Consider the following 20,501-nt stretch of genomic DNA (forward strand, 5'->3'; position numbering starts at 1 on the left):
GATGCGAGCCCAGCGACGGCTCACGCGAGTGCTGCAACTCGTTCTCGTCGGACTCGTCGCCTATGGCATCCTCGCGGGCCAGCCGAAAGCGGTCTTCAACGGCGGCATCGGACTCCTGATCACGTTCCTGCCGGCGTTGCTGGAACGGAACTACGACCTGCCGCTCGATCCGTGGCTCGCCCTGTGGGTTACGTCCGCCGTGTTTCTCCATACGCTCGGGTCGGCGGGCCTGTACGGCCGTATCGGCTGGTGGGACCATCTCACGCACGCGCTGTCGGCTTCGCTGATCGCCGGCATCGGCTATACGACCGCTCGAGCGATCGACCTGCACGTCGCGGACATCCACGTCCCGCGTCGGATCGCGTTCGTCTACATCTTCGTGGTCGTAATGGCCTTCGGCGTCGGCTGGGAACTGTTCGAGTTCGGGCTCGACCGCGTCGCCGCGGAAACCGGGCTCACGATGCCGCTGGCCCAGCATGGTCTCGACGACACCGTCCGCGATCTCATGTTCAATACGCTCGGCGCGCTTCTCGTCGCGATGTTCGGACAGGCTCACCTGACCGGCGTCGCCGAGACGGTCAGAGAGCGACTGCTCTCGGCAGACCTCTGACCACCCGCCGGCACCCCCCTCGAGACGGTGGCCGCTCGCCGGCCGGTTACTCGCCGCCATCCCGATCGACCGAGAGCCCGACGTGTCCCGTCGGGAACTGGCAGAGACGGGGGACGGTCTCGGAGCGGGCGTGGGGGTCGAACGCGGTGGTGGCGATCGCCTGCCAGAGGACGCGTTCGGGATAGGGACGTGCCGACAGGTCGAGCGAAAGCGACTCCGCGAGCGCCTCGTGGTCGAGTTCGCCGTTCGTCGTCGGTACGGGAAGGGGATTCGGCACGGTCTCGAGGTCCACCCCGAAAGACGGGAACAGCCGATAGTCGGCTCCGAGGGCCGGGTGATGTAGTTCCCGCTCGCCGGGAACTCGCACGACGAGTTCGGGCGTGGTCGTCGTCGCTCCGTCGCCACCGTCGGCCCGTTCGACCGTCCGCTCGGCGAGCGAAATCCGGCGTCGTGTTCCCGTTCGAACGGCGTATTCGGTCCCCTCGGCGACCAGTCGAAGGCGCGATTCGCTTCGCTCGAGGACGCGAACGGTCGGAGCGGCGTACGACTCGAGGAGTGCGGTCGTCGACTCGCCGGCGATCGTTGCATCGACTGTGACTACCGTCGCATCGTCCCGAGAGGAAACGAGGTCGAACGCGTTCGACTCGGCCGTCGGGACGACCCCGAGCGTCGCCGGCGTCGCACAGATCCCCTCCCAGGTCGCCGGCGGCCCGCGGTCACCGGTTCCATCCCGCAGCGCCGACCGCCAGTAAAAGATCCGATGCGTGTCGCCGGACGCGTACGGCACGGCGTCCGGGAAGAACGACTCGCCGTAGCCGGTCGGCTCGAGATCGGGGTGCTCGAGTTTGAGTTCGGCGTAGGGGAGTCGGGCGATGATCGGCGCGGGGAACTCGCCGTGCGGTGACCGCTCCCACCGGACTGTCGTCGGTCGGTCCGCCGCCGTCGGTGTCTCGCTCATCGGACGTTGGGTGAGACTTCCGCGGACACGTCCCAAACGCTGTCTCCGGAGATGTTCGGGAGCCCGCACCGACCGCTCTCAAGCGGCCGCCGTGAATCGGGATGCGAATATGTCCGTGACCGAACTTAGCGTCGGTGAGCCACGATGGCTGGGTAGGTGACTACTCGATGGCCGACTCACCGGGGACGATGCGGACGACCGCCGCGACGGATCTCTTCGATAAGTACGTGCTGCCGAAGGTCGCGCTCGTCGTGATCCTGGCGGGCTCGCTGGCCGGGACGTGGGTGAGCGGACGGCTCGGGGGCCAATCGGCGGCCGTCACGCTCGCCAAGTGGCTTTACTTCGTCGCACTGGGGATCCTCACCGGCGGACTCGTCTGGAAACACTGCTTCGTTCGGCCACGGGACCTCGGGACGGATGCCGGCGACTACTGTGCGGAGATGTACGCGCGCTTCGACGAGATCGCGACCGGAGCCGTCGCGGTCCTCGCGGTGACCGGTCCGGTCGTTCTCGCGGCGTACGCTGCGAGACTCGGACGCGGCCCGCTCGTCGTCGGCCTCGGCGTTCTGCTCGCGGCGTGGTTCGGCACCCTCGTCGTGACGACGCGAGGGACCGACCCCGTCGACGAACAGTTCCGGCGACCGGCCGGCCTCCTCGCGCTGGCGCTGGCGCTTGCGGCCGTGGTGGGAACGGGCCTCGCAGAGGTGAGCCTCCGCGGGTTGGGCCCGACCGCGGCGGCCGTCCGAACGATCCACCTCCTCGCGTTCGTCGCGTGGATCGGCGGGGCCGTCTGGAACATCTTCGTCGCCGTCCCCACGGGCCACCAGCAGCCGACGGCCGCCGTCGCGCGAGCCGCCGGCGAGCAACTCGAGCGGTTCCGCTGGGCGGTGCGGTTCATCATCCCGCTGTTGTTCCTGACGGGACTCGTTCAGGCCGTCACGGGCTTCGGCGTTCGGCTCGAGACCTACGTCGCCGCGCCGATCGGGATCGCCGTCCTCGCCAAGGTCGGCATCATCGGACTGCTGGCCGTCATCTTCACGCTCTGTCCGATGTGGCGGGCCTGCTCGCCCATCGACGGCGTCTGTGATCTCGAGGGGATCGGGGAGGGCGAGCCGCCGGCCGCGCCGGCGGAGGAGAACGCCGATGACTGAGGGGGCGGTCCCCGAGACGGCACCCGATGTCGACCCCGATATGACAGTCGACAACCGTGGCACGGGTTGTGCGAGTGGGATCGCTCGCGTCCAGCGCGCGCTCGAGGACTTGGAGGACGGCGCGATACTGCGCGTTCGGAGCACGGATCGGCGGGCGAAAGGCGAGTATACGCAGTTGGCGGCCCAGACCGACCACGATCTGCTCGCGATCGAAACGGACCGGAGCGGGCTGCTTCGGACGGAGTACACGACATACCTCGAAATCGGGGAGGAATAGATCGGTGACCGACTCGCTCTCGCCGGCCGGTTCCTCGGCCCGGTAGTGACCGCCCGAACGTATTCGCGGCCGTGTATTTTCGAACGAAGCCAAAACGGTACGCAGAGACCGATGAGCGATCAACTCGCCGCCAGTACGGTCAGACCACCGTCGTTTCACGAGATGGGACTCGAGGAAATCGCCGATTCCCGCGAGATGCGATTGGAGGAGCGTACGCTGCCGGCCGCGCCCCGCCACGGCGTCACCGATCTGCGAGACCTCCTGGTCGTCGCGGAGCGACGGCCGGGATCGGTTTCGCTGGTCGATACCACCCGCCACGAGCGCGTCGGCCGCGTCGACGGGGTGGGCCGAGCGCCCCACTCGATCGTCTTCCACCGTCAGCTGCCCGAGAACGCTCGCGAGGGCGCGTACGCGTACGTCCAGTCGCGGCAGGGGTGGGTGAGCAAGCTCGATCTCTTCGGCGGCGAACTGGTCGGGCGGATCCGTGCCGGCACGTCGGGGCGGGCGATCACGATCTCGTCGGATTCGGCATTCCTCATCGCAGGCTACTACAATCCCAACCACGCCGTCATCCTCGATGCGGACACGCTCGAGCCGCTGCATCGAATCCCGGCCCACGCGGTCGATCCCGACGGGCAGTCGATCGCCTCGCGGATCTGTACCGTCCGTGACGTACCGGGGGAACGCTGTTTTCTGCTCGTGTTGAAGGATGCGGGGACGGTCTGGTTCGTCGAGTACGATGATCCCGAGTTCCCGATCGTCGACGAGATCGATGTCGGTCGGGTCCTCCACGATGGCGTGTTCTCGCCGGACGACCGCTACTTCTATCTCGCCTCGCAGGCCGAGGACTGCCTCTACGTTCTCGACGTTCGGCAGCGGGAGGTCGTCGGTCGAGTCCCGACCGCCGGACCACCCCATCCCAGCCCCGGCGCGCTCGACGAGCGGCGCGGGCTCGGGATTACGGGCACGGTGATGACCGACGCCGTAACGGCGTGGGACCTCGAGACCGGGGAGCCGATCGCCGACATCCGGATTCCGGGCCACGGCATGTTCTGTACGGCACATCCCGACAGCGAGTACGTCTGGGGCGATGTCATCTTCGACGACACCGACAGGGACAACGACGGGGTCATCTACCAGATCGATCCGGACGAACTCGTCGTCTCGACGGTCATCGACACGACCGAGTGGGCTGACGGGCGGTCACTTCACCCGGAGTTCACCCGAGACGGGGATCACGTCTACGTGAGTTGCTGGGACGCGGGGACGCTACTCGTCTTCGATAGCTCGACGGGAGCGTTGACCGCCGCAATCGATGGCGTGGAAACGCCGACCGGAACCTTTCTCGGCGATCGGGCGACCGAGCCGTGACCGGATGCCGACGGCCACTTGGTCCCCTGTCGGAAGCGCACGTCTCGACCGTCCCGGTTCGATACCGCTCGGTATGGTCGCGCGTGAGCAGGTGTGCAGTGACTGTGGCTGTCTCGCGCCACTCGAAAGCCGCTTAGGGCGGTGTCCATCCCCCGGAAGACGTGGGTATCACCCGCGTCGGTGTCCGCGAACGGATCGCACCCCTCGCCGGACCCGGTCTCGCTTCGAGCCGCGACGCGCGCCATGACAGTTCACCCTTCGGTCGAATTTCGACGCGCGATCATGCCGAGCCCGATCCACGAGATGACGACGTCGCCGTCCTGGGTGATCCCCTCGAGAAGACTGTCGACGTAGCCGCGCTCGGGATCGCTTTCGGAGACGCGCTTGTCGACCACTTCGCTGCGGATCGAGAGCGTATCGCCCGGTCTGACTGGCCGTTTCCACCGAAGTTCGTCGACACCGCGGGCACCCATGCTGGCCCGGTTTTGGAGCGGTCCGTCGACGAGCAGCCGCATGCACATGGCGGCGGTATGCCAGCCCGACGCGACCAGTTCGCCGAACGCGGAGTCCTCGGCGGCCGCCTCGTCCGTGTGGAACGGCTGCGGGTCGTACTGCTCCGCGAACTCGATGATCTCCGCTTTCGTGACGTGATACGAACCGAATTCGTGTGTGTCCCCGATGTCGATATCCTCGTAGTAGCGCATGACTGTGATGTGTGTCATGCGGTGACAAGAGGCTGTGGGACGAGGCAGCCCGGACGGTGGGACCGGATCGGCCGTGGGATTCCGGAGACGCTCGAGAATCCGCCAGTATCCGGTCGTGGCGCGATCGACCGTCGTCCCCTCGGCCTTTCCCAACATCTATTGCCCGTCGAATGACTTCTCCGATATGGCTCTCGAGGCACAATCCGTCCTCGTCACCGGAGGCGCGGGATTTATCGGATCGAATCTGGCAAACCATCTCGCCGAGGACAACGACGTGACCGTCGTCGACGACTGTTATCTGGGAACTCCGGAGAACCTGTCCGACGAGGTCGAATTCGTGGATGCGACCGTCCTCGACGACGACCTGCCGACGGCCGTCGACGTGGTGTTCCACCTGGCTGCGCTGTCGTCCTATGCGATGCACGAGGAGGACCCGACGACCGGTGCCAGGGTGAACGTCGAGGGGTTCGTCAACGTGGTCGAACAGGCTCGTCAGGACGGCTGTGAGACGGTCGTCTACGCCTCGACGTCGTCGATCTACGGCAGCCGGACCGAGCCGTCGCCGGAGGACATGGACGTGCACGTGAACACGGGCTACGAGGCCTCGAAACTGGCCCGAGAACGCTACGGCGAGTACTTCTCGAATCACTACGACATGTCGATGGCCGGGTTGCGCTTCTTTTCGGTCTATCAGGGATACGGCGGTGCCGAGGAACACAAGGGCGAGTACGCCAACGTGATCGCGCAGTTCGCCGACGACATCGCCGCCGGCGAGTCGCCCGTCCTCTACGGCGACGGCACCCAGACGCGGGACTTCACGCACGTCTCCGACATCGTTCGGGGACTCGAGCGGGCTGCGGCGAACGAACTCGACGGCATCTATAACCTCGGGACGGGGGAGGCGTACGACTTCAACACGGTCGTCGAGATGATAAACGACGAACTCGGAACCGATATCCAACCCGAATACGTCGAGAACCCGATTCCCGATTCGGTCTACGTCCACGACACCTGTGCCGACGCCTCGAAGATTCGCGACGAAGTGGGTTGGGAACCACGGATCGACTTCGAGGAAGGAATCCGGCGGGTCTGTTCACAGTATACGGACGGGTGAGCCACCGCGCTGGTTGCCCGGACGGTCGACCGGGACCGATCGGGGTCGCCGTCGACGATCCGACACGGCCGACTTCCGTCCGAGCGTTTGACCGGTGAGATAATCCGGCACCGCTGACTGGCCGCCGTTCGAAATTGAATACCGGTACCGTTCGTGTGGTCCACCCGAACGCCACTGGCTGCAGAAATAATTTATATTCGTAGTAAATATCCGCGGTCTAGTTACGGAACCGATAGCGCCCGAGGCGACGATCGAACGGATAGCGACGGCCACCCGCAAACCGAGTATCGCCACCAGTAACTATCACGGAAAACGATGTATGAGTGGGGTCCTGCTCCTGCGAGGGGTTTTTACCACGTCACGGACATCCACACCATATGCGACTTCACAACAGGGACGTCCGACAAGACGTTCGCGAGCTCGGTGCGTTGCTCGGGACCGTCCTCGAGGAGCAGACGTCCCGCAGATCGTTCGAGACTGTCGAATCCAGTCGCCAGGCCGCGATCGAGTACCGATCGGGGGACCGCGAGTCGCGGGACTCCCTCGTCACGGAACTGGAGGGGCTCTCGCCGCATCAACAGCGGATCGTCGCTCGTGCGTTCACGACCTATTTCGAACTGATCAACCTCGCCGAGGAGCGCGAACGGGTTCGCACGATCCGTACTGAATCCCACGAAGGAACCCTCGACGACAGCCTCGAGACCGCGGCCGAGGAACTCGGCGATGCCGACATCGAGACCGTCCAGCAAGTGCTGGCGGACGTCCTCATCGAACCGACGTTCACCGCCCACCCGACCGAGGCTCGTCGGAAGACCGTCAAATCCAAACTCAGGGATATTTCGACGTCTCTCGAGACCTTAGACGAGCGGCTACTGACCGACAAGGAGGAGCGCCAACTCTGGCGGGACATCGACGCGGAGGTCACGAGCCTCTGGCAGACGCCGCAGGTCCGCAATCGCCAGCCCGAGCCCGAAGACGAGGCCCGAAACGTCCAGTGGTACCTCGAAAACACGTTGTTCGAGGTTGTCGGCGAGGTCTACGACGAACTCGACGACGCGATCGACGCGGAAATCCCCGGCGACATCGAAATCCCGAAGCTCTTCGAGTTCCGTTCGTGGGCGGGCAGCGACCGCGACGGCAACCCCTACGTGACCCCCGAGGTGACCGCCAACACCCTCGAGCGCCAGCGCTCGGTCATCTTGGCGCAGTACCGCACCCAGCTCAAGCGCCTCTCCGGAGTGCTGAGCCAGGACGGGAGTCGGATCGACGCCGGCTCCGAGTTCCAGGCCTCCCTCGAGCGCGATCGGGACCGGCTCCCCGGTAGCGCTCGCACGGCCGAAGAGCGCTACCCCGGCGAGCCATACCGCCAGAAGCTCAAACTCATGCGGGAGCGACTCCGCCGTGTGGGCGATGTCCGCCCGGGCGGTTACGACGACGTCGACGATCTCCTCGCGGACCTCGAGGTCATCGCGACGAGTTTGCGCAACAACGGGGCCGAGAGCGTCGTGGACGCCCATGTCGACCCCATCCGCCGGCAGGTCGCCACGTTCGGCTTCTCGCTTGCCAGTCTCGATCTGCGCGAGCATCAGGCGAAACACACCGACGCCATCGCGGACGCCCTCGAAGCCGAAGGGATCGACTATCACGGCCTGTCGGAGGACGACCGCGTCGAGTTCCTGACCGACGCCGTGTTACAGGACGAGCCGGTGATCGATCTGGGCGACACTGACGAACTCTCGGACGACTCGGCACGGGTCCTCCGGCTGTTCGATAGTCTCGCGGACTGGCAGACCGAATACGGTGTCAACGCCATCGACACCTACTGCATCTCGATGACCGAGGAGCCGAGCCACGTCCTCGAAGTGCTGTTCCTGGCCGATCAGGCCGGCGTCGTCTCCCTCCCCGAGCACGCCGGCATCGACATCGTCCCGCTTTTGGAGACCGAGTACGCGCTCTCGGGGGCGCGGCGGATTATGGGGTCGCTGTTCGAGAACGAGGCCTACGCGCAGGCCCTCGAGGCTCGCGGCCGGACCCAGGAGATCATGCTCGGCTACTCGGACTCGAACAAGGAAAACGGCTTCCTCGCGGCCAACTGGTCGTTATACAAAAACCAGCGCCGGCTGGGCGAGATCTGTGACGACCACGACGTGACCATGCGGCTGTTCCACGGCCGGGGCGGCTCGATCTCGCGGGGCGGCGGCCCGATGAACGAGGCGCTCCTCGCCTTGCCGAACTCGACGGTTACGGGGCAGGTCAAGTTCACCGAACAGGGCGAAGCGATCGCCGAGAAGTACGCCAACCCCCGCATCGCCGAGCGCAACATCGAACAGATGCTCAACGCTCAGCTACGGGCGCGCAAACAGGCGATCGACCAGCCCGAAGAGGTGGTCCACGAGGAGTGGATCGATGCCATGGAGACCATGGCCGACGCCGCCCGCCGGGAGTATCGCGACCTCCTCGAGAGCGACGGGTTCGTCCAGTACTTCGAACAGGCGACCCCCATTACGGTCATCGAAGACCTCGATCTGGGGTCGCGGCCGGCCTCCAGATCGGGCGAGCGCACCGTCGAGGACCTGCGGGCGATCCCGTGGGTGTTCTCCTGGACCCAATCGCGGTGTATCCTGCCCGGCTGGTACGCCATCGCGACCGGCGTCGAGGCCTACCTCGAGGACGGTGGCTCGATGGAAACCTTGCAGGAAATGTACGACGAGTGGCCGTTCTTCCAGACGACGCTGGACAACGCCGCCCTCTCGCTGTCGCGAACCGAACTCGAGATCGCCGAGCGGTACGCCGATATGGCGGCCGACGACCTTCGCGATCGGTTCTTCCCCCGCGTTGCCGGCGAGTACGAGCGAACGACCGATCTGATCACCGAGATCGGCCAGCGCGATACCCTCCATACCCGCGACTGGCTGGGCGAAAACCTCGAGCGGCGGAACCCCTACGTCGACCCGCTGAACATGCTGCAGGTCTACCTGCTCAACCGCACCCATCGGACGGACATCGAGGAGCGGACCCTGCGACTGACGGTCAAGGGAATCGCGGCCGGCATGAAGAACACGGGGTAATCGACTCGCCGCGGCGGGGCGGGCGTCGCGACTCGGGCGGCTCGGACCCCGCTTCGATCGTGAGCGAATCGATGACAGGGGGACAGAAAATCGAAACCGGTAAAAAGGTCACCCGGGTACGTGAGAGTGAGCCGAGATAGCCTAGCCCGGCCAAGGCGGTAGATTCGAAATCTACTGTCCTCACGGACTCGGGAGTTCAAATCTCCCTCTCGGCGCTTTTGCAGCACCAAACCGATGAGCGGCGCGTGACGGTACGTCTCGAGTGCCGGTGGTCCGATCCGACACGGGTTCTCTCGAGGGGTGCATGTCACAACGGGCCGGCAACGCGCGGTGCCGTCCCGGCGGCGGCCGAGCCTCGAGTGCACGGCCGCTCCATCGAGTAGCACGGAGCAGTTCAGTACTGTCCGTTCGTCCCCAGTCCGGCGAGCCAGCGAGACCATCGAGACGGCGTCCGGGACCCCATCACTCGCAAGCAGGGTCTCTATGCGAATACTTCGAATTGTGTGGTGACAGGAGCCACAATGATCGCCACTCCGGAGACAGCAACTCGAACGCGGTGGGGACGATGAGCGCCGACGACGAACCGCCGGACGAGGACGTGTTTCATCCGCTCGGCGAGTCGTGGCAGGACGATCTCGAGGATCTGCTCGAGGAGACGGAGTACGATGCGGAACTCGGGATGGAAATGGGACGGGACGCCATGCGGGTCACGAGCGGGGACCTCTCGGAGGCGGAGTTCTATGAACGGTATCACGACGACGTGATGGCGGAGTTCGGCGAGGACGAACGACCGATCGCCGGTCCGGACGATGGGGACGGCGAGGACGGCGGGATCGGATCGACGCTCGTGGACCTCGCCGGTGGCGACGAGTCCCGTCGGGAGATGCTCAAAAAGGCGGGGGCAGGGATGGGGTTCGCGAGTCTCGGGTGGGGTGCGGTCGAGCAGCAAGAGCCGGCCCAGTCCGTCGAGGAAACGGCGGGCGAAGTCGAGGGCGCGGACGAGGGGACACAGTGGGGCATGACGATCGACCTCGAGCACTGTGACGGGTGTCTCGCCTGCGTGACTGCCTGCAATCAGGAACACAACTGGGACGAAGGCGCGAACTGGATGTACGTGCTCGCCTACGAGGACGGCGAGGTCGAGTCTCCGGACCCCGGTACCGTCGATGTCGAGCCCGGGGAGTGCTCGGACAATCCGGCCGTTCAGGAGTTCAATTATCTCGTCCGACCCTGTCAGCACTGTACCGACGCACCGTGTGAAAAGGTGTGTCCGACGACGGCTCGCCACACGCGCGACGACGGTGGGCTGGTGTTGACCGATTACGAGGTCTGTATCGGCTGTCGCTACTGTCAGGTGGCCTGTCCTTACGGCGTCAACTACTTCCAGTGGGACGACCCCAACGTCGACCGGTCGGAACTCGACTCGGAGGGCATTTACGATAAGCGCGGCCGGCCGGTCAGTCGTCGCGCTCCCCGCGGTGTCATGTCGAAGTGCGTCTTCGATCCGGCTCGCCAGGACGGCAATGCCGGCGAGGCACTGATCGGCACGAGCGCCTGTGAGCAGGCCTGTCCGCCGAACGTCATTCAGTTCGGGGACAAGAACAATCCCGCGAGTGACCCACAGCGATACGAGGCGAATCCGGCCCGGGCCAGAACGATCATCAACCTGTTCGCGGAGTTGCCATCGCCGAATTCGATCGAATCGGCGCTTGCGGGAGTCGACCCGACTCTCGACGCCGTTGTCGAGGCCGTCGACGGCCTGACCATCGAGACGATCGCCCTCGCGAAGGGGATCGAGCTGACCCACACGGAATACGATGAGGAAGCGCCGCCGGGCGATACCCTGCCAGAGAAGGAGCAGACGGTGCTGGACGTCGTGAGCGCGATCGAAGCGACCGGGCTCGACCTCGAGAGCGACGATGCGCTCACGCAACTCGGGCTGACAGTCGAGGGGTTCGAGGGACCGACTCAGGACATCGAGGTTACCAGTCGGGAGGAGGTCGCCGATACGCTCTTCGGGGACTACGTCGACGCACCGGAATCGCAGTTCGAGCTTCTGGCGGACATCGGAACGAACCCGAACGTCACCTATCTCGGACACCAACCCGGACCCGAAGCGCATCAGGTCCCCGGGCCGGTCTCGTACGCGGATGTCGGGATGCTCGACAGGCGACAGGAGGCCCTCGACGAGCAGACCGTCGGCCTCGATTTCTCGTGAGGTCGCCACCGGCCGGGACTCCGACGCCGGCCGACGGCGGAGCCTCGAGCGAGCGGCGGTCGGAGCCGATCAGTCGTCGGCGGGCGTGAGCGGCTGCTGATCGGCAGCGAGCAGCCGATCGAGTGCGTCGACCATCGCCGTCACGCTCGCGCGAGTGATGTCGGCCTCGCTGCGGGCGACCGTCACCGAGCGGCCGTCCCGAACCATCGTTACTTCGACGGTGACGACGGCGTCCGTCCCGCCGGTCACCGCGTCGACGTGGTAGGACTCGAGTTCGGCATCGGCCATCGAGCCGAGTGCCTCGCGGACGGCGGAGACGGCGGCGTCGACGGGCCCGGACCCGGTGCCGCTGGCGACCCGCTCCTCGCCGTCGACATCGAGTCGGACGCTGGCGGTCGGGACGGCCCCGCCGCTGGTGGCCGCGAGATCGAGCAGTTCAACGACGCGCTCGCGATCCTCGCCGGTGACGTCCTCGGCGATGGCGAGCAGATCGGCATCGGTCACCCGGCGACCCCGGTCGCCGAGTTCGGTCACGCGGGTCGCGATTTCGGCGATCTCGTCGTCGGCGGCGTCGACGCCGTGTTCCTCGAGCGTCGCCGCGACGCCCGCGCGGCCGGTGTGTTTCCCCAGCGCGAGTCGGCGCTCGCGCCCGACGGTCTCGGGCGCGTAGGGCTCGTACATCTTGTCGTCTTTGAGCGTGCCGTCGGTGTGGATGCCGCTCTCGTGAGTGAAGGCGTTCTCGCCGATGACGGCCTTGTTCGGCGCGAGTTGAACCCCCGTCGCCCGCGAGACTGTCTGTGCGAGATCGTACAGTTCCTCGAGTGCGAGCGTCTCGAGGTCGTAGACGTGTGAGAGCGCGATGGCAACCTCCTCCAGGGCGACGTTGCCGGCGCGCTCCCCGAGCCCGTTGACCGTACAGTGAACGAGATCCGCACCCGCAGAGACGGCCGCGAGCGCGTTCGTGACGCCCAGCCCGAGGTCGTCGTGAGTGTGGGCGCTGACCGGGCCGAGATCCGCGAGGCGGGAGACCGCTTCGTGGGTGTGTTCCGGCCCGGTGTGACCGACGGTGTCGGCGAAACAAAAGCGGTTCGCACCCGCTTCGAGGGCGGTTTCGGCCAGTCCCTCGAGATAGTCGAGGTCCGCGCGAGAGCCGTCCTCGCCGATGACCTCGACCCAGAGGTCGTGATCGGTGGCGTAGGCGACCAGCTCCGCAGTCGTCTCGAGGTTGTTAGCGCGGGACGTGCCGACTTTGCCCTCGACGTGGCGGTCGCTGGCGGGAACGACGATGTGGACCCCGTCGACGTCACAGTCGAGCGCGAGGTCGATGTCGCCTTTCATCCCGCGACAGAAACTCGTGACGCGGGCGTCGAGATCGAGATCGGTCACCCGTGAGATCGCCTGTCGCTCACCTGCGCCCGTACAGGCGCTGCCGGCCTCGATGACGGCGACGCCGGCGCGCTCGAGCGATCGGGCGATGTCGACTTTCTCGTCGGGTGAGAGCGAGACGCCCGGCGCTTGTTCGCCGTCGCGAAGCGTCGTGTCGAGAAGGCGCACTGTTCGATCCGATGCGATCGTCTGTTCGGGGGAGTGAGTTACAGGCAAGAGTGGTCCAGTACTGGGACTGCGATTACGTTCGGCGGAGAATTTCACGCCCAGCCGGGTCGCCCCGACTTCCTCTATCCTCGTCAGATGGCGTATGATGTGCCATTGTATCTCGTCACATTGTATCACGGTGTCTTAAAACCGCCGGTTCGGAACTATCGCGGCCGGTTTCGCCGGACCGCCGTCGACGGCGGCCGACGGGTGGAGCGAACCGAGGGCTCACTCGGCCTCGAGACGGAGCCGGTCGCCGGGTTCGACATCGGCCGCAGCGCCGGCGGGGAGTTCGACGATCAGGTCGGCCGATTCGCGAGCCACGCTCCGCCACGGGTGGAGGGTCTCGACGCGCTGGACGACGTCGTCGACGACCCACACGGCGTCGATGGGAACGAAGACGAACAGCATGTGAAGGGTGCGGCGTTGCGCCGACTCGAACCGGAACGCCAGCGCGTAGTCGTCCGGAACGCGCCGCCGAAACATGAGTCCGCGTGTCTGGCTCGCGATCGAATCCGCGAGATCGACCGTCGTCGCAAGGACGGAACGGGCGGCCCCGTCGCGGGACGGGTCCGCGGAAGCCGGATCGTGGACGAGTCGCACGCCCTCGAGTGTGAGCGGGGACGGCAAAAACCTTCCCGCTGACGGGGCATCCGCGGGACGACAGCGCCATCGAGTTCGCGTGCGATCAGCCGACGGCCATGATGACGAGTCCGGCCGTCGAGACGGTGTTGATGAGGGCGTGGGTCACGGTGCTGCTGGCGGTCCCCCACCGGTGGCGCACGACCCCGAAGAGAACGGCGAGGGTTAACAGCGTCGTGAGCCGGAGTATCGAGAGATCGACGATCACGTGTTTGAGCGCGAACAGGACGGCCGTTGCCCCGATTCCGACGACGGCTCCCCGCTCCTCGACGAGTTCCGTCTGCACGATCCCCCGCCAGACCTGTTCCTCCGCGACGGGAACCACGAGCCCGTTGCCGACGAGCAGCAGGACCGCCGTCGTCGTCGCCAGTCCGTCTCGAGCACCGGCGGCCGAGTCGAGGCCGAACAGCACTGCATCGAGCCGCGACGCGCCGGCGACCAGTCCGAACCCGACGATCGCAGCGAGGACCCCCATGCCCAGGGAGCGGGGCGTCCACTCCCATCCCCACCGGTCCGGCTCTCGGCCTCGCTCGAGCACGTATCGGCTCAGCACCGCGGCGATGAGCGGAAAGCCGAGGAGCAAGACGAGGGCATCGGCCAGCCCCGGATCGATGCCGACCCTCGCGGCAGCCAGGACGACCCCCCATCGCAGCGTGACTTCGAGGACGATCCAGCCGGTGACGACGACGGCAGCGAGTCGTGTCGGAGACGGTCGGTCCATAGCTGATGGACACTGGCGTAACATATTCTATTTTTCATTCATCGGAGCGCAGTAACTGGACGCCATCTTCAACTGGTCGGTCCCCGAAGAGCGGTCGACCGACAATGGAGAAAACGCCGCAGGGTACCTCGGTCGGCGTCGACGATCCCTACGACTTTGCGGGCGTCTGTGACTATCTCACCGGTGAGGGCCAGTGTCGATACGCTCTCGAGTACGCCGGTCACGACCCCGAATTCGCCCGCGAGCGCGCCGCGGACGACTACGAGTGTCCCGTGGTCGACCCCGGGACGGACTGGTCGTGGGCCGACTGTCCGCACTTCCGCTCGCGCAACCGCGACCGCGAGTGCGTTCGCTGCGGGCTCGCCGAAAAGCGGATGGCTCACGACGACGAGCGCCCGCTGCTCGAGGAACACCACCTTTCCTACGCCGATGGACGACGTCCATCGAGCGATCGGACCGCGACGCGGGCTGCCGACGACCGCGACGAGGAGTCCCTCTCCCACGAGATCACGGTTTTCCTCTGTCGGTGGTGCCATTCGAAAGTCCACGACTCGTGGGCGCGACTCACCGACGACGCCGCGCCCGATCCCGACGCGATCGCGGCGCTCGAGGAGCGGCGCGGCCGCGAGCAGTCGGAACTGGGGTTCGAGTCGGCCGCGGAGCGATACGACGGTGAGCGATGAGGGTCTCGAGGGAACGGACCGGTGATCAGACCAGTTTCCGCAGGAGTCCGTACACGGTATCGCGCAGCCGATCGGGCAGGAAGCGAGCGTATAGCCCGTACTGGGCGAGCGGGCCGACGGGATACCGCGCCGGCGGGTCCGGACTGGTCGCCGACTCGAGGATCGCCTCGGCGACGTCCTCGGCGTCGGAGGCGAACGGGCCGCCGCTGCCGCCGCCGATCAGTTGGGCCTCGTCGTAGAGTTCGTACAGCGACTCGTACGCCGGCGTTCGCTCGTCATCGGGCAGTTCCTCGTCGACCCGGTTCGTGAAGTCCGTCTCGACCGGGCCGGGTTCGATCACGACGACGTCGATGTCGAACTCGTCGACCTCGGCGCGCAGCGAATCGCTCATCGCCTCGAGAGCGTGCTTCGACCCCGAGTACGCGCCCGAGCCGGGGAACGAGATCCGCCCCGCGACGCTCGAGACGTTGATGATCCGACCCTCGCCTTGCGCGCGCATGTGCGGCACGGCGGCGCGGGTCAGCCGGTGGGGGCCGTAGACGTTGACGTCGAACTGCCGGTGGAGATCGACCGTCGCGACGTCCTCGAGCGGTCCCATCTGGGCGTAGCCGGCGTTATTGACGACGCAATCGATCGAACCGGCGATGTCGACGGTCCTCTCGACGACCGATGCGACCTGCTCGGGATCGGTGACGTCGAGCTCGAGGGTCTCGCAGCCGGCCTCTTCGAGGGCCGCGATGTCATCGACGGTGCGCGCCGTCGCGAAGACTTGCCAGTCGTCCGCGAGGAAGGCGCGGGCAGTCGCGCGACCGATGCCGGACGAACACCCGGTGATGAGAACCGATTGCTTGCGCGTATAGCGATCGTCCGCGCTTGTCTCGGTAGTGACTTCGTCGCCGGTTCCGGTGGTCTCGCGACCGCGGTCGTCCTCGACGACGGTGCCACGCGGCTCGTCATCGTCTGTCCCTTCGACGTCCTCAGCGGTGGCCATGCGTGACCGGTTCGTGAGACGATACCTAAGTATCGACGGTTTGTCGCGCTACCCGTACTGTTCGGATTGGGATGAGCTTCGACTGACTCGACCGTTCGGTTCAGGATAGCAAACGGCCGAAAGTCCCACCCACCGCAGGCGGTTCACGGCCGGCTGTGGCCGGTGGACAGTGGCGGAGTCTACTCGCCGATATTTTGCTTCGCTTCGTCTGCGTATTTGTCTGCCAATCGAACCGGCTCTGGGAGTTTGTACGATGAGGAAAGCGCGAGCGCGATATCGGCTGCCGTCTCGGGACCCACGCGGTGGCCGGGACTGACGTAGAGCGGATTGATGTGCCGGTTCGGGGAGTCGTACTGGCGCGTCTGGACCGCGTAGCCGAGCAGGGTGCCGTCCGGCGCGTCGACTCTCGAGTTGGCTTCGATGCCGACCGTCGTCCCCGTCGGGCGGTCGTCGGTGTCCGCCCGGGGCGTGCCACAGAGCAGGCTCTTGGCGACGCCGATGCTGGGCACGTCACGAACGACGCCCATGTGGGTCGCGATGCCGGCCTGTCGAAAGTGGATGCGGCCGCTCCCGTCGAACAGGCACAGATCGGGGTCGACGGACAGGGTCTCGAGCGCCGCGAGGATCGGTGCGCCCTCGCGGAACGACAGGAGGCCGGGAATGTAGGGAATCTCGAGGGGCGTCACCGCGTGGACGCGCTCGATTACCTCGCCGCCGCGGGTGGCGACGACGGCGGAAAGCGCGCGGTCCTGATCGCCATCGTCGTTCGTGAGAAAGGACTGATCGATGCCGACGACGGTTGGCGGATCGCCACCGCTGGCGGTCGTCGCGAGCGGGCTCGAGAGGACGTCGGGATCGAACGAGAAGTCGTCCTCGAAGACGGCGGCGGTCGCGATCTCGCGCTGGAGGGCCTCCATCTCCTCGCGCGAAAGGCCGGCGTCGGGTGCGAGGTCGGGGCGGGGGTCGTGCATCTGTTTGACGGTGATAGACGCCGCGAGAAAATCAGTTGCGGGGTTGTGCGGGTACCCCCCTGAGTTCGGATCAGAAGCGGCCGCGTCCGGGGCCGCCGGGGCCGCCCGGACCGCCCGGGCCACCGGGACCGCCACCGCCGAACTGAAGCTGATTCGGCGCGCTGACGTTCCGGTTCTGTTTGACGTACTGGCCGTACGCGAGGCCGATGACGAGGCCGACGAGGTGGGCCCCGTGAGCGATGCCGCCGCCACCGCCGATAGCACCCGAGAGGAACGTGATGCTGATGACGGCGTAGCCGGCAGTCAGCAGCCAGATCGGGACCGGGAGGATGAAGTAGAGGTAGACCTTGAGCCCGGGGTTCAGGATCGTCAAGACGCCCATAATCGCGAGTGCGGCACCGCTGGCTCCGAGAACGGCAGTTGGGTTTCCTTGGACGACCGAGATCCCGACCTGACTGAGCCCGGCGAGGACGCCGCTGACGATAAACAGGATCGAGAAGTTCCTCGAGCCGACGTAGCGCTCGACCAGCGGCCCGAAGAAGAATATCACGATGCTGTTCCCCACGATATGGAAGAAGCTACCGCCTGGGAGGAGAAACGGTGAGTGGGCGAAGACGGACGTGACCCACGTCCAGACGTACTCCGGATGCTGCGATGAGAGGACGAACAGGGATTGGTGGAGTGAGATACCACCAACGATCAGGGCAGCGGCTTGAAGCGCGTACGTGACCCACATCAGCGCGAGGAACGTGTAGGTCGCGTTCCCGCGGAAGTACGCCAGCGGGCCGCCCGGGCCGGTATCGATCGGGAGTTTATTCATGAGACTCGAGGCCCGGGACGTGCTCCCGCCCGAATTGACGTTGTCGTCGAACCCGCTGTCGAAGACGCCCTGGGGATCGTTCCAGTTTTGCAGCCCCGAGCAGTCGTGGTTCTCGGGGAGCCGATGGTCGGCACAGTAGGTGCCGCCGCAATGCCGACAGTTGTACGGCATGTTTTCGTCTTTCCCACACACGTCGCACTTGGCCATTGATCGGGGGTATGTGGGGAGCCGCTAAGGGATTTGGGGTTTCTGCCGGGATTTTTTCGGCCGATCCCGGCCACTCAGGAGGGGGACGAGAGCCGGCCGTGGAACGCCGTGTGGTTCCGTGAGCGTGCCCCGAGCGGGAGCGGTTCACCGTCGCCGCTCGCTCCGAGCCGGGACTGTACATTTTTGCGTCCCCGCCGCCCATATCGGTGTGTGCAAGAGTACGAGCGCAAGCAACTGCTCGAGCGCGTCGAGCGCGAGGGCGCGACCGTCGGCGCGGACATCCCGGAGACGATCACCGTCCAGGGGGAGGAGATCGACCTCCGGACGTTCGTCTTCGAGATCAAGCGTCGCGAGACGGTGCCGTCCGGCGAACGCGACCGCGTCGAGCAGGCAAAGCGGAACCTGCGGCGCGAGCGACGCGAGCGACTCGAGCGGATCGAGGAGGGCGCGATCAGCCGCGAGCAAGGCGAGGCACTCGCCGGGAGCATCATCGGGATCGATCGGGCGTTGAACGCCCTCGAGAATCTCGGGCCGACGAACCTGGAGCGCGAACAGCAGGTCCAGCAGGCACAGGACCGCAAGCGCTGGCTGTCCTTCCTCAAGAAGGCGCTGGGACGGGAAGACGACGCCAGCGCACGGAGGGGGCGCTGATGGCAACCAACGCGGAACTAGCCGCCCGATTCGAGGAGTTCGCGGACCTGCTCGAGGCCGACGGCGTCGAGTACAAGCCCCGCGCGTACCGCCGTGCGGCGGAGAACATTCGTGCGCATCCGTCCCCGATCGCCGATCGGATCGAGGCCGGCGATCGCGAGGCCGTCGAGACCATCGACGGCGTCGGCGACGCCATCTCGTCGAAGATCGTCGAGTACGTCGAAACCGGCGAGATCGACGAACTCGAGGCACTCCGCGCCGAGTTGCCGATCGACATCGCCGACATCACCCGCATCGAGGGCGTCGGCCCCAAGACCGCGGGCAAACTCTACCGCGAACTCGGGATCGAGACGTTGGACGATCTCGAGGCGGCAGCCGAAGCCGGCGAGGTCCAAGAAGTCAAAGGGTTCGGGCCGAAAACGGAACGGAACATCCTCGAGAACCTCGAGTTCGCCCGGACGGTCGGCCAGCGCCAGTTGCTCGGCGAGGCGCGGCCGCTCGCGGACGACGTGCTCGCCTTCCTCGAGTCGGTCCCGGAGGTCGACCGGTGTGAGGTGGCCGGCTCGATCCGCCGGTGGCGCGAGACGATCGGCGACGTGGACGTCCTCGCGGCGACCGCAGACGGCGAGGCGGTCGTCGAGCGGTTCGTCGCGTGGGACTCCGTCGACGACGAGATCGAGTCGGGACCCGAGAAGGCCAGCGTTCGCGTCGGCGAGAGCCGCGTCGACTTACGGGTGGTCGTCCCCGCGGAGTTCGGTTCTGCGCTGCAGTACTTCACCGGGAGCAAGGACCACAACGTCAGCCTGCGCAACTACGCGATCGATCGCGGCATGAAGCTAAACGAGTACGGGGCCTTCGACGTGAGCGCTATCGCGGACCACGAGGCGGATCAGCGGATCGGCGACCGCGTCGCCGGCGAGACCGAGGAGGGGATGTACGAGGCGCTCGGACTGCCGTGGATTCCGCCGGAGCTTCGGACGGACCGCGGGGAAATCGCCGCCGCCGAGGCCGGGACCCTGCCCGACTTGCTCACACGCGGTGACATCCGCGGGGACCTCCACAGCCACACCGAGTGGTCCGACGGGAACACGACGATCGAGGCGATGGTCGAGGCCGCCGCGGAACAGGGGTACGACTATTTCGGCATCGCCGACCACGCGGAGGGCCCCGGCATCGTCGGCGGGATGGGTCTGTCCGAGACCGAAATCTTAGAGCAGGTCGACGCGATCCGTGCTGTGGGTGCCGAGGCCGAGATCGAGGTGTTCGCCGGGATCGAAGCCAACGTCGACGCCGCGGGTGAGATCGGCCTCTCCGAGGCGGTGATCGAGGCGCTGGACGTGGTCGTCGCGTCGACCCACAGCGCGCTCGGACAGGACGCCGAGACCGCGACCGACCGACTCGTCAGTGCGATCGAGACCCCGGCGGTCGACGTGCTGGGCCATCCCAGCGGCCGCCTGCTCAACGAGCGCTCCGGCCTCGAGTTCGACGCGGCCGCGCTCGGGACGGCCGCCGCCGAACACGACACCGCGCTCGAGGTCAACAGCGACCCCCACCGACTCGACCTCTGGGGCAGTGCCGTCCAGGCCGCTCTCGAGGAAGGCGCGCCGATCGCGATCAACACCGACTCTCACCGACCTGCGACGCTCGAATACATGCGCTGGGGCGTCCACACGGCACGCCGCGGCTGGGCCGAATCGGATGACGTGATCAACGCCTGGGAACTCGCCGACCTCCGCGAGTTCCTCCACTAA

Annotated in this window: 18 protein-coding genes and 1 tRNA gene; 11 read left to right on the plus strand and 8 right to left on the minus strand. The window is 66.4% G+C overall.

All coding sequences use genetic code 11. The features are described from left to right. Position 1: 1 nt before the first annotated feature. Positions 2–610 carry a hypothetical protein gene (locus C487_RS04710; RefSeq protein ID WP_006184541.1) on the plus strand — a complete coding sequence of 203 codons (609 nt, stop codon included), beginning with the start codon at positions 2–4 and terminating at the stop codon, positions 608–610. A 46-nt stretch (positions 611–656) separates the two neighbouring features. On the opposite strand, the gene C487_RS04715 is transcribed toward C487_RS04710, so the two are convergent. Then, positions 657–1,568 carry a hypothetical protein gene (locus C487_RS04715; protein WP_006184542.1) on the minus strand — a complete coding sequence of 304 codons (912 nt, stop codon included), beginning with the start codon at positions 1,566–1,568 and terminating at the stop codon, positions 657–659. Between the two features lie 167 nt (positions 1,569–1,735). Here C487_RS04715 and C487_RS04720 point away from each other — a divergent pair, with 167 nt between their 5' ends. The 3 genes from C487_RS04720 to C487_RS04730 all read left to right on the plus strand — a co-directional run bounded on the left by C487_RS04720 (position 1,736) and on the right by C487_RS04730 (position 4,367). Next, the gene (locus C487_RS04720; RefSeq protein ID WP_006184543.1) at positions 1,736–2,719 is read left to right on the plus strand and encodes a hypothetical protein; all 984 of its coding nucleotides are present in this window, start codon (positions 1,736–1,738) and stop codon (positions 2,717–2,719) included. After that, positions 2,712–2,996, plus strand: a complete 285-nt coding sequence (locus C487_RS04725; RefSeq protein WP_006184544.1) for a sulfurtransferase TusA family protein — start codon at positions 2,712–2,714, stop codon at positions 2,994–2,996. Before C487_RS04720 ends, C487_RS04725 begins: the two co-directional genes overlap by 8 nt. A 111-nt stretch (positions 2,997–3,107) precedes the next feature. Further along, the gene (locus C487_RS04730) at positions 3,108–4,367 is read left to right on the plus strand and encodes a cytochrome D1 domain-containing protein (RefSeq protein WP_006184546.1); all 1,260 of its coding nucleotides are present in this window, start codon (positions 3,108–3,110) and stop codon (positions 4,365–4,367) included. A 251-nt stretch (positions 4,368–4,618) separates the two neighbouring features. Here C487_RS04730 and C487_RS04735 read toward each other — a convergent pair whose 3' ends face one another. After that, positions 4,619–5,071, minus strand: a complete 453-nt coding sequence (locus C487_RS04735; RefSeq protein ID WP_049907943.1) for a MaoC family dehydratase — start codon at positions 5,069–5,071, stop codon at positions 4,619–4,621. 184 nt (positions 5,072–5,255) lie between these two features. On the opposite strand from C487_RS04735, the gene C487_RS04740 reads away from it, so the two are divergent. The 4 genes from C487_RS04740 to C487_RS04755 all read left to right on the plus strand — a co-directional run bounded on the left by C487_RS04740 (position 5,256) and on the right by C487_RS04755 (position 11,471). Beyond that, complete coding sequence (locus C487_RS04740; protein ID WP_006184548.1) at positions 5,256–6,185, plus strand: NAD-dependent epimerase/dehydratase family protein; 930 nt, start codon at positions 5,256–5,258, stop codon at positions 6,183–6,185. A gap of 377 nt (positions 6,186–6,562) precedes the next feature. Next, complete coding sequence (gene ppc, locus C487_RS04745) at positions 6,563–9,253, plus strand: phosphoenolpyruvate carboxylase (RefSeq protein ID WP_006184549.1); 2,691 nt, start codon at positions 6,563–6,565, stop codon at positions 9,251–9,253. A gap of 130 nt (positions 9,254–9,383) precedes the next feature. Next, positions 9,384–9,468, plus strand: a tRNA-Ser gene (locus tag C487_RS04750). A 350-nt stretch (positions 9,469–9,818) separates the two neighbouring features. Next, entirely contained in the window at positions 9,819–11,471 is a 1,653-nt protein-coding gene (locus C487_RS04755; RefSeq protein ID WP_006184550.1) for a 4Fe-4S ferredoxin N-terminal domain-containing protein, read from the plus strand. 69 nt (positions 11,472–11,540) lie between these two features. Here the strand turns inward: C487_RS04755 and C487_RS04760 are convergent, their stop codons facing one another. From C487_RS04760 to C487_RS04770, 3 genes are all read right to left on the minus strand, one after another. Then, positions 11,541–13,073 carry a (R)-citramalate synthase gene (locus C487_RS04760; protein ID WP_083864493.1) on the minus strand — a complete coding sequence of 511 codons (1,533 nt, stop codon included), beginning with the start codon at positions 13,071–13,073 and terminating at the stop codon, positions 11,541–11,543. A 219-nt stretch (positions 13,074–13,292) separates the two neighbouring features. Then, on the minus strand, positions 13,293–13,667 hold the full coding sequence (locus C487_RS04765) for a DUF192 domain-containing protein (protein ID WP_006184552.1): 375 nt from the start codon (positions 13,665–13,667) through the stop codon (positions 13,293–13,295). An 85-nt stretch (positions 13,668–13,752) separates the two neighbouring features. Beyond that, the gene (locus tag C487_RS04770; RefSeq protein ID WP_006184553.1) at positions 13,753–14,427 is read right to left on the minus strand and encodes a CPBP family intramembrane glutamic endopeptidase; all 675 of its coding nucleotides are present in this window, start codon (positions 14,425–14,427) and stop codon (positions 13,753–13,755) included. 104 nt (positions 14,428–14,531) lie between these two features. On the opposite strand from C487_RS04770, the gene C487_RS04775 reads away from it, so the two are divergent. Next, a complete protein-coding gene (locus C487_RS04775; RefSeq protein WP_006184554.1) occupies positions 14,532–15,110 on the plus strand; it encodes a DUF7097 family protein in 579 nt (192 codons plus the stop codon). Between the two features lie 25 nt (positions 15,111–15,135). Here C487_RS04775 and C487_RS04780 read toward each other — a convergent pair whose 3' ends face one another. From C487_RS04780 to C487_RS04790, 3 genes are all read right to left on the minus strand, one after another. Next, on the minus strand, positions 15,136–16,101 hold the full coding sequence (locus tag C487_RS04780; RefSeq protein ID WP_006184555.1) for an SDR family oxidoreductase: 966 nt from the start codon (positions 16,099–16,101) through the stop codon (positions 15,136–15,138). Positions 16,102–16,280: 179 nt separating this feature from the next. Beyond that, a complete protein-coding gene (locus C487_RS04785; protein ID WP_049907945.1) occupies positions 16,281–17,072 on the minus strand; it encodes an endonuclease V in 792 nt (263 codons plus the stop codon). Between the two features lie 70 nt (positions 17,073–17,142). Beyond that, on the minus strand, positions 17,143–18,099 hold the full coding sequence (locus C487_RS04790) for a rhomboid family intramembrane serine protease (protein WP_006184557.1): 957 nt from the start codon (positions 18,097–18,099) through the stop codon (positions 17,143–17,145). Positions 18,100–18,309: 210 nt separating this feature from the next. Here C487_RS04790 and C487_RS04795 point away from each other — a divergent pair, with 210 nt between their 5' ends. Both C487_RS04795 and polX read left to right on the plus strand, forming a co-directional pair. Then, positions 18,310–18,750 (plus strand): DUF5788 family protein, encoded by a 441-nt coding sequence (locus C487_RS04795; protein ID WP_006184558.1) that lies wholly within the window; start codon positions 18,310–18,312, stop codon positions 18,748–18,750. Then, on the plus strand, positions 18,750–20,501 hold the full coding sequence (polX, locus tag C487_RS04800) for a DNA polymerase/3'-5' exonuclease PolX (RefSeq protein WP_006184559.1): 1,752 nt from the start codon (positions 18,750–18,752) through the stop codon (positions 20,499–20,501). Before C487_RS04795 ends, polX begins: the two co-directional genes overlap by 1 nt.

It is taken from the genome of Natrinema pallidum DSM 3751, from assembly GCF_000337615.1.
Lineage (GTDB): Archaea > Halobacteriota > Halobacteria > Halobacteriales > Natrialbaceae > Natrinema > Natrinema pallidum.

Coding starts and splice junctions, on each gene's coding strand:
- C487_RS04710 (WP_006184541.1), top strand. CDS start 2: ATGCGAGCCCAGCGACGGCTCACGCGAGTGCTGCAACTCGTTCTCGTC.
- C487_RS04715 (WP_006184542.1), bottom strand. CDS start 1,568: ATGAGCGAGACACCGACGGCGGCGGACCGACCGACGACAGTCCGGTGG.
- C487_RS04720 (WP_006184543.1), top strand. CDS start 1,736: ATGGCCGACTCACCGGGGACGATGCGGACGACCGCCGCGACGGATCTC.
- C487_RS04725 (WP_006184544.1), top strand. CDS start 2,712: ATGACTGAGGGGGCGGTCCCCGAGACGGCACCCGATGTCGACCCCGAT.
- C487_RS04730 (WP_006184546.1), top strand. CDS start 3,108: ATGAGCGATCAACTCGCCGCCAGTACGGTCAGACCACCGTCGTTTCAC.
- C487_RS04735 (WP_049907943.1), bottom strand. CDS start 5,071: ATGCGCTACTACGAGGATATCGACATCGGGGACACACACGAATTCGGT.
- C487_RS04740 (WP_006184548.1), top strand. CDS start 5,256: ATGGCTCTCGAGGCACAATCCGTCCTCGTCACCGGAGGCGCGGGATTT.
- ppc (WP_006184549.1), top strand. CDS start 6,563: ATGCGACTTCACAACAGGGACGTCCGACAAGACGTTCGCGAGCTCGGT.
- C487_RS04755 (WP_006184550.1), top strand. CDS start 9,819: ATGAGCGCCGACGACGAACCGCCGGACGAGGACGTGTTTCATCCGCTC.
- C487_RS04770 (WP_006184553.1), bottom strand. CDS start 14,427: ATGGACCGACCGTCTCCGACACGACTCGCTGCCGTCGTCGTCACCGGC.
- C487_RS04775 (WP_006184554.1), top strand. CDS start 14,532: ATGGAGAAAACGCCGCAGGGTACCTCGGTCGGCGTCGACGATCCCTAC.
- C487_RS04780 (WP_006184555.1), bottom strand. CDS start 16,101: ATGGCCACCGCTGAGGACGTCGAAGGGACAGACGATGACGAGCCGCGT.
- C487_RS04785 (WP_049907945.1), bottom strand. CDS start 17,072: ATGCACGACCCCCGCCCCGACCTCGCACCCGACGCCGGCCTTTCGCGC.
- C487_RS04790 (WP_006184557.1), bottom strand. CDS start 18,099: ATGGCCAAGTGCGACGTGTGTGGGAAAGACGAAAACATGCCGTACAAC.
- polX (WP_006184559.1), top strand. CDS start 18,750: ATGGCAACCAACGCGGAACTAGCCGCCCGATTCGAGGAGTTCGCGGAC.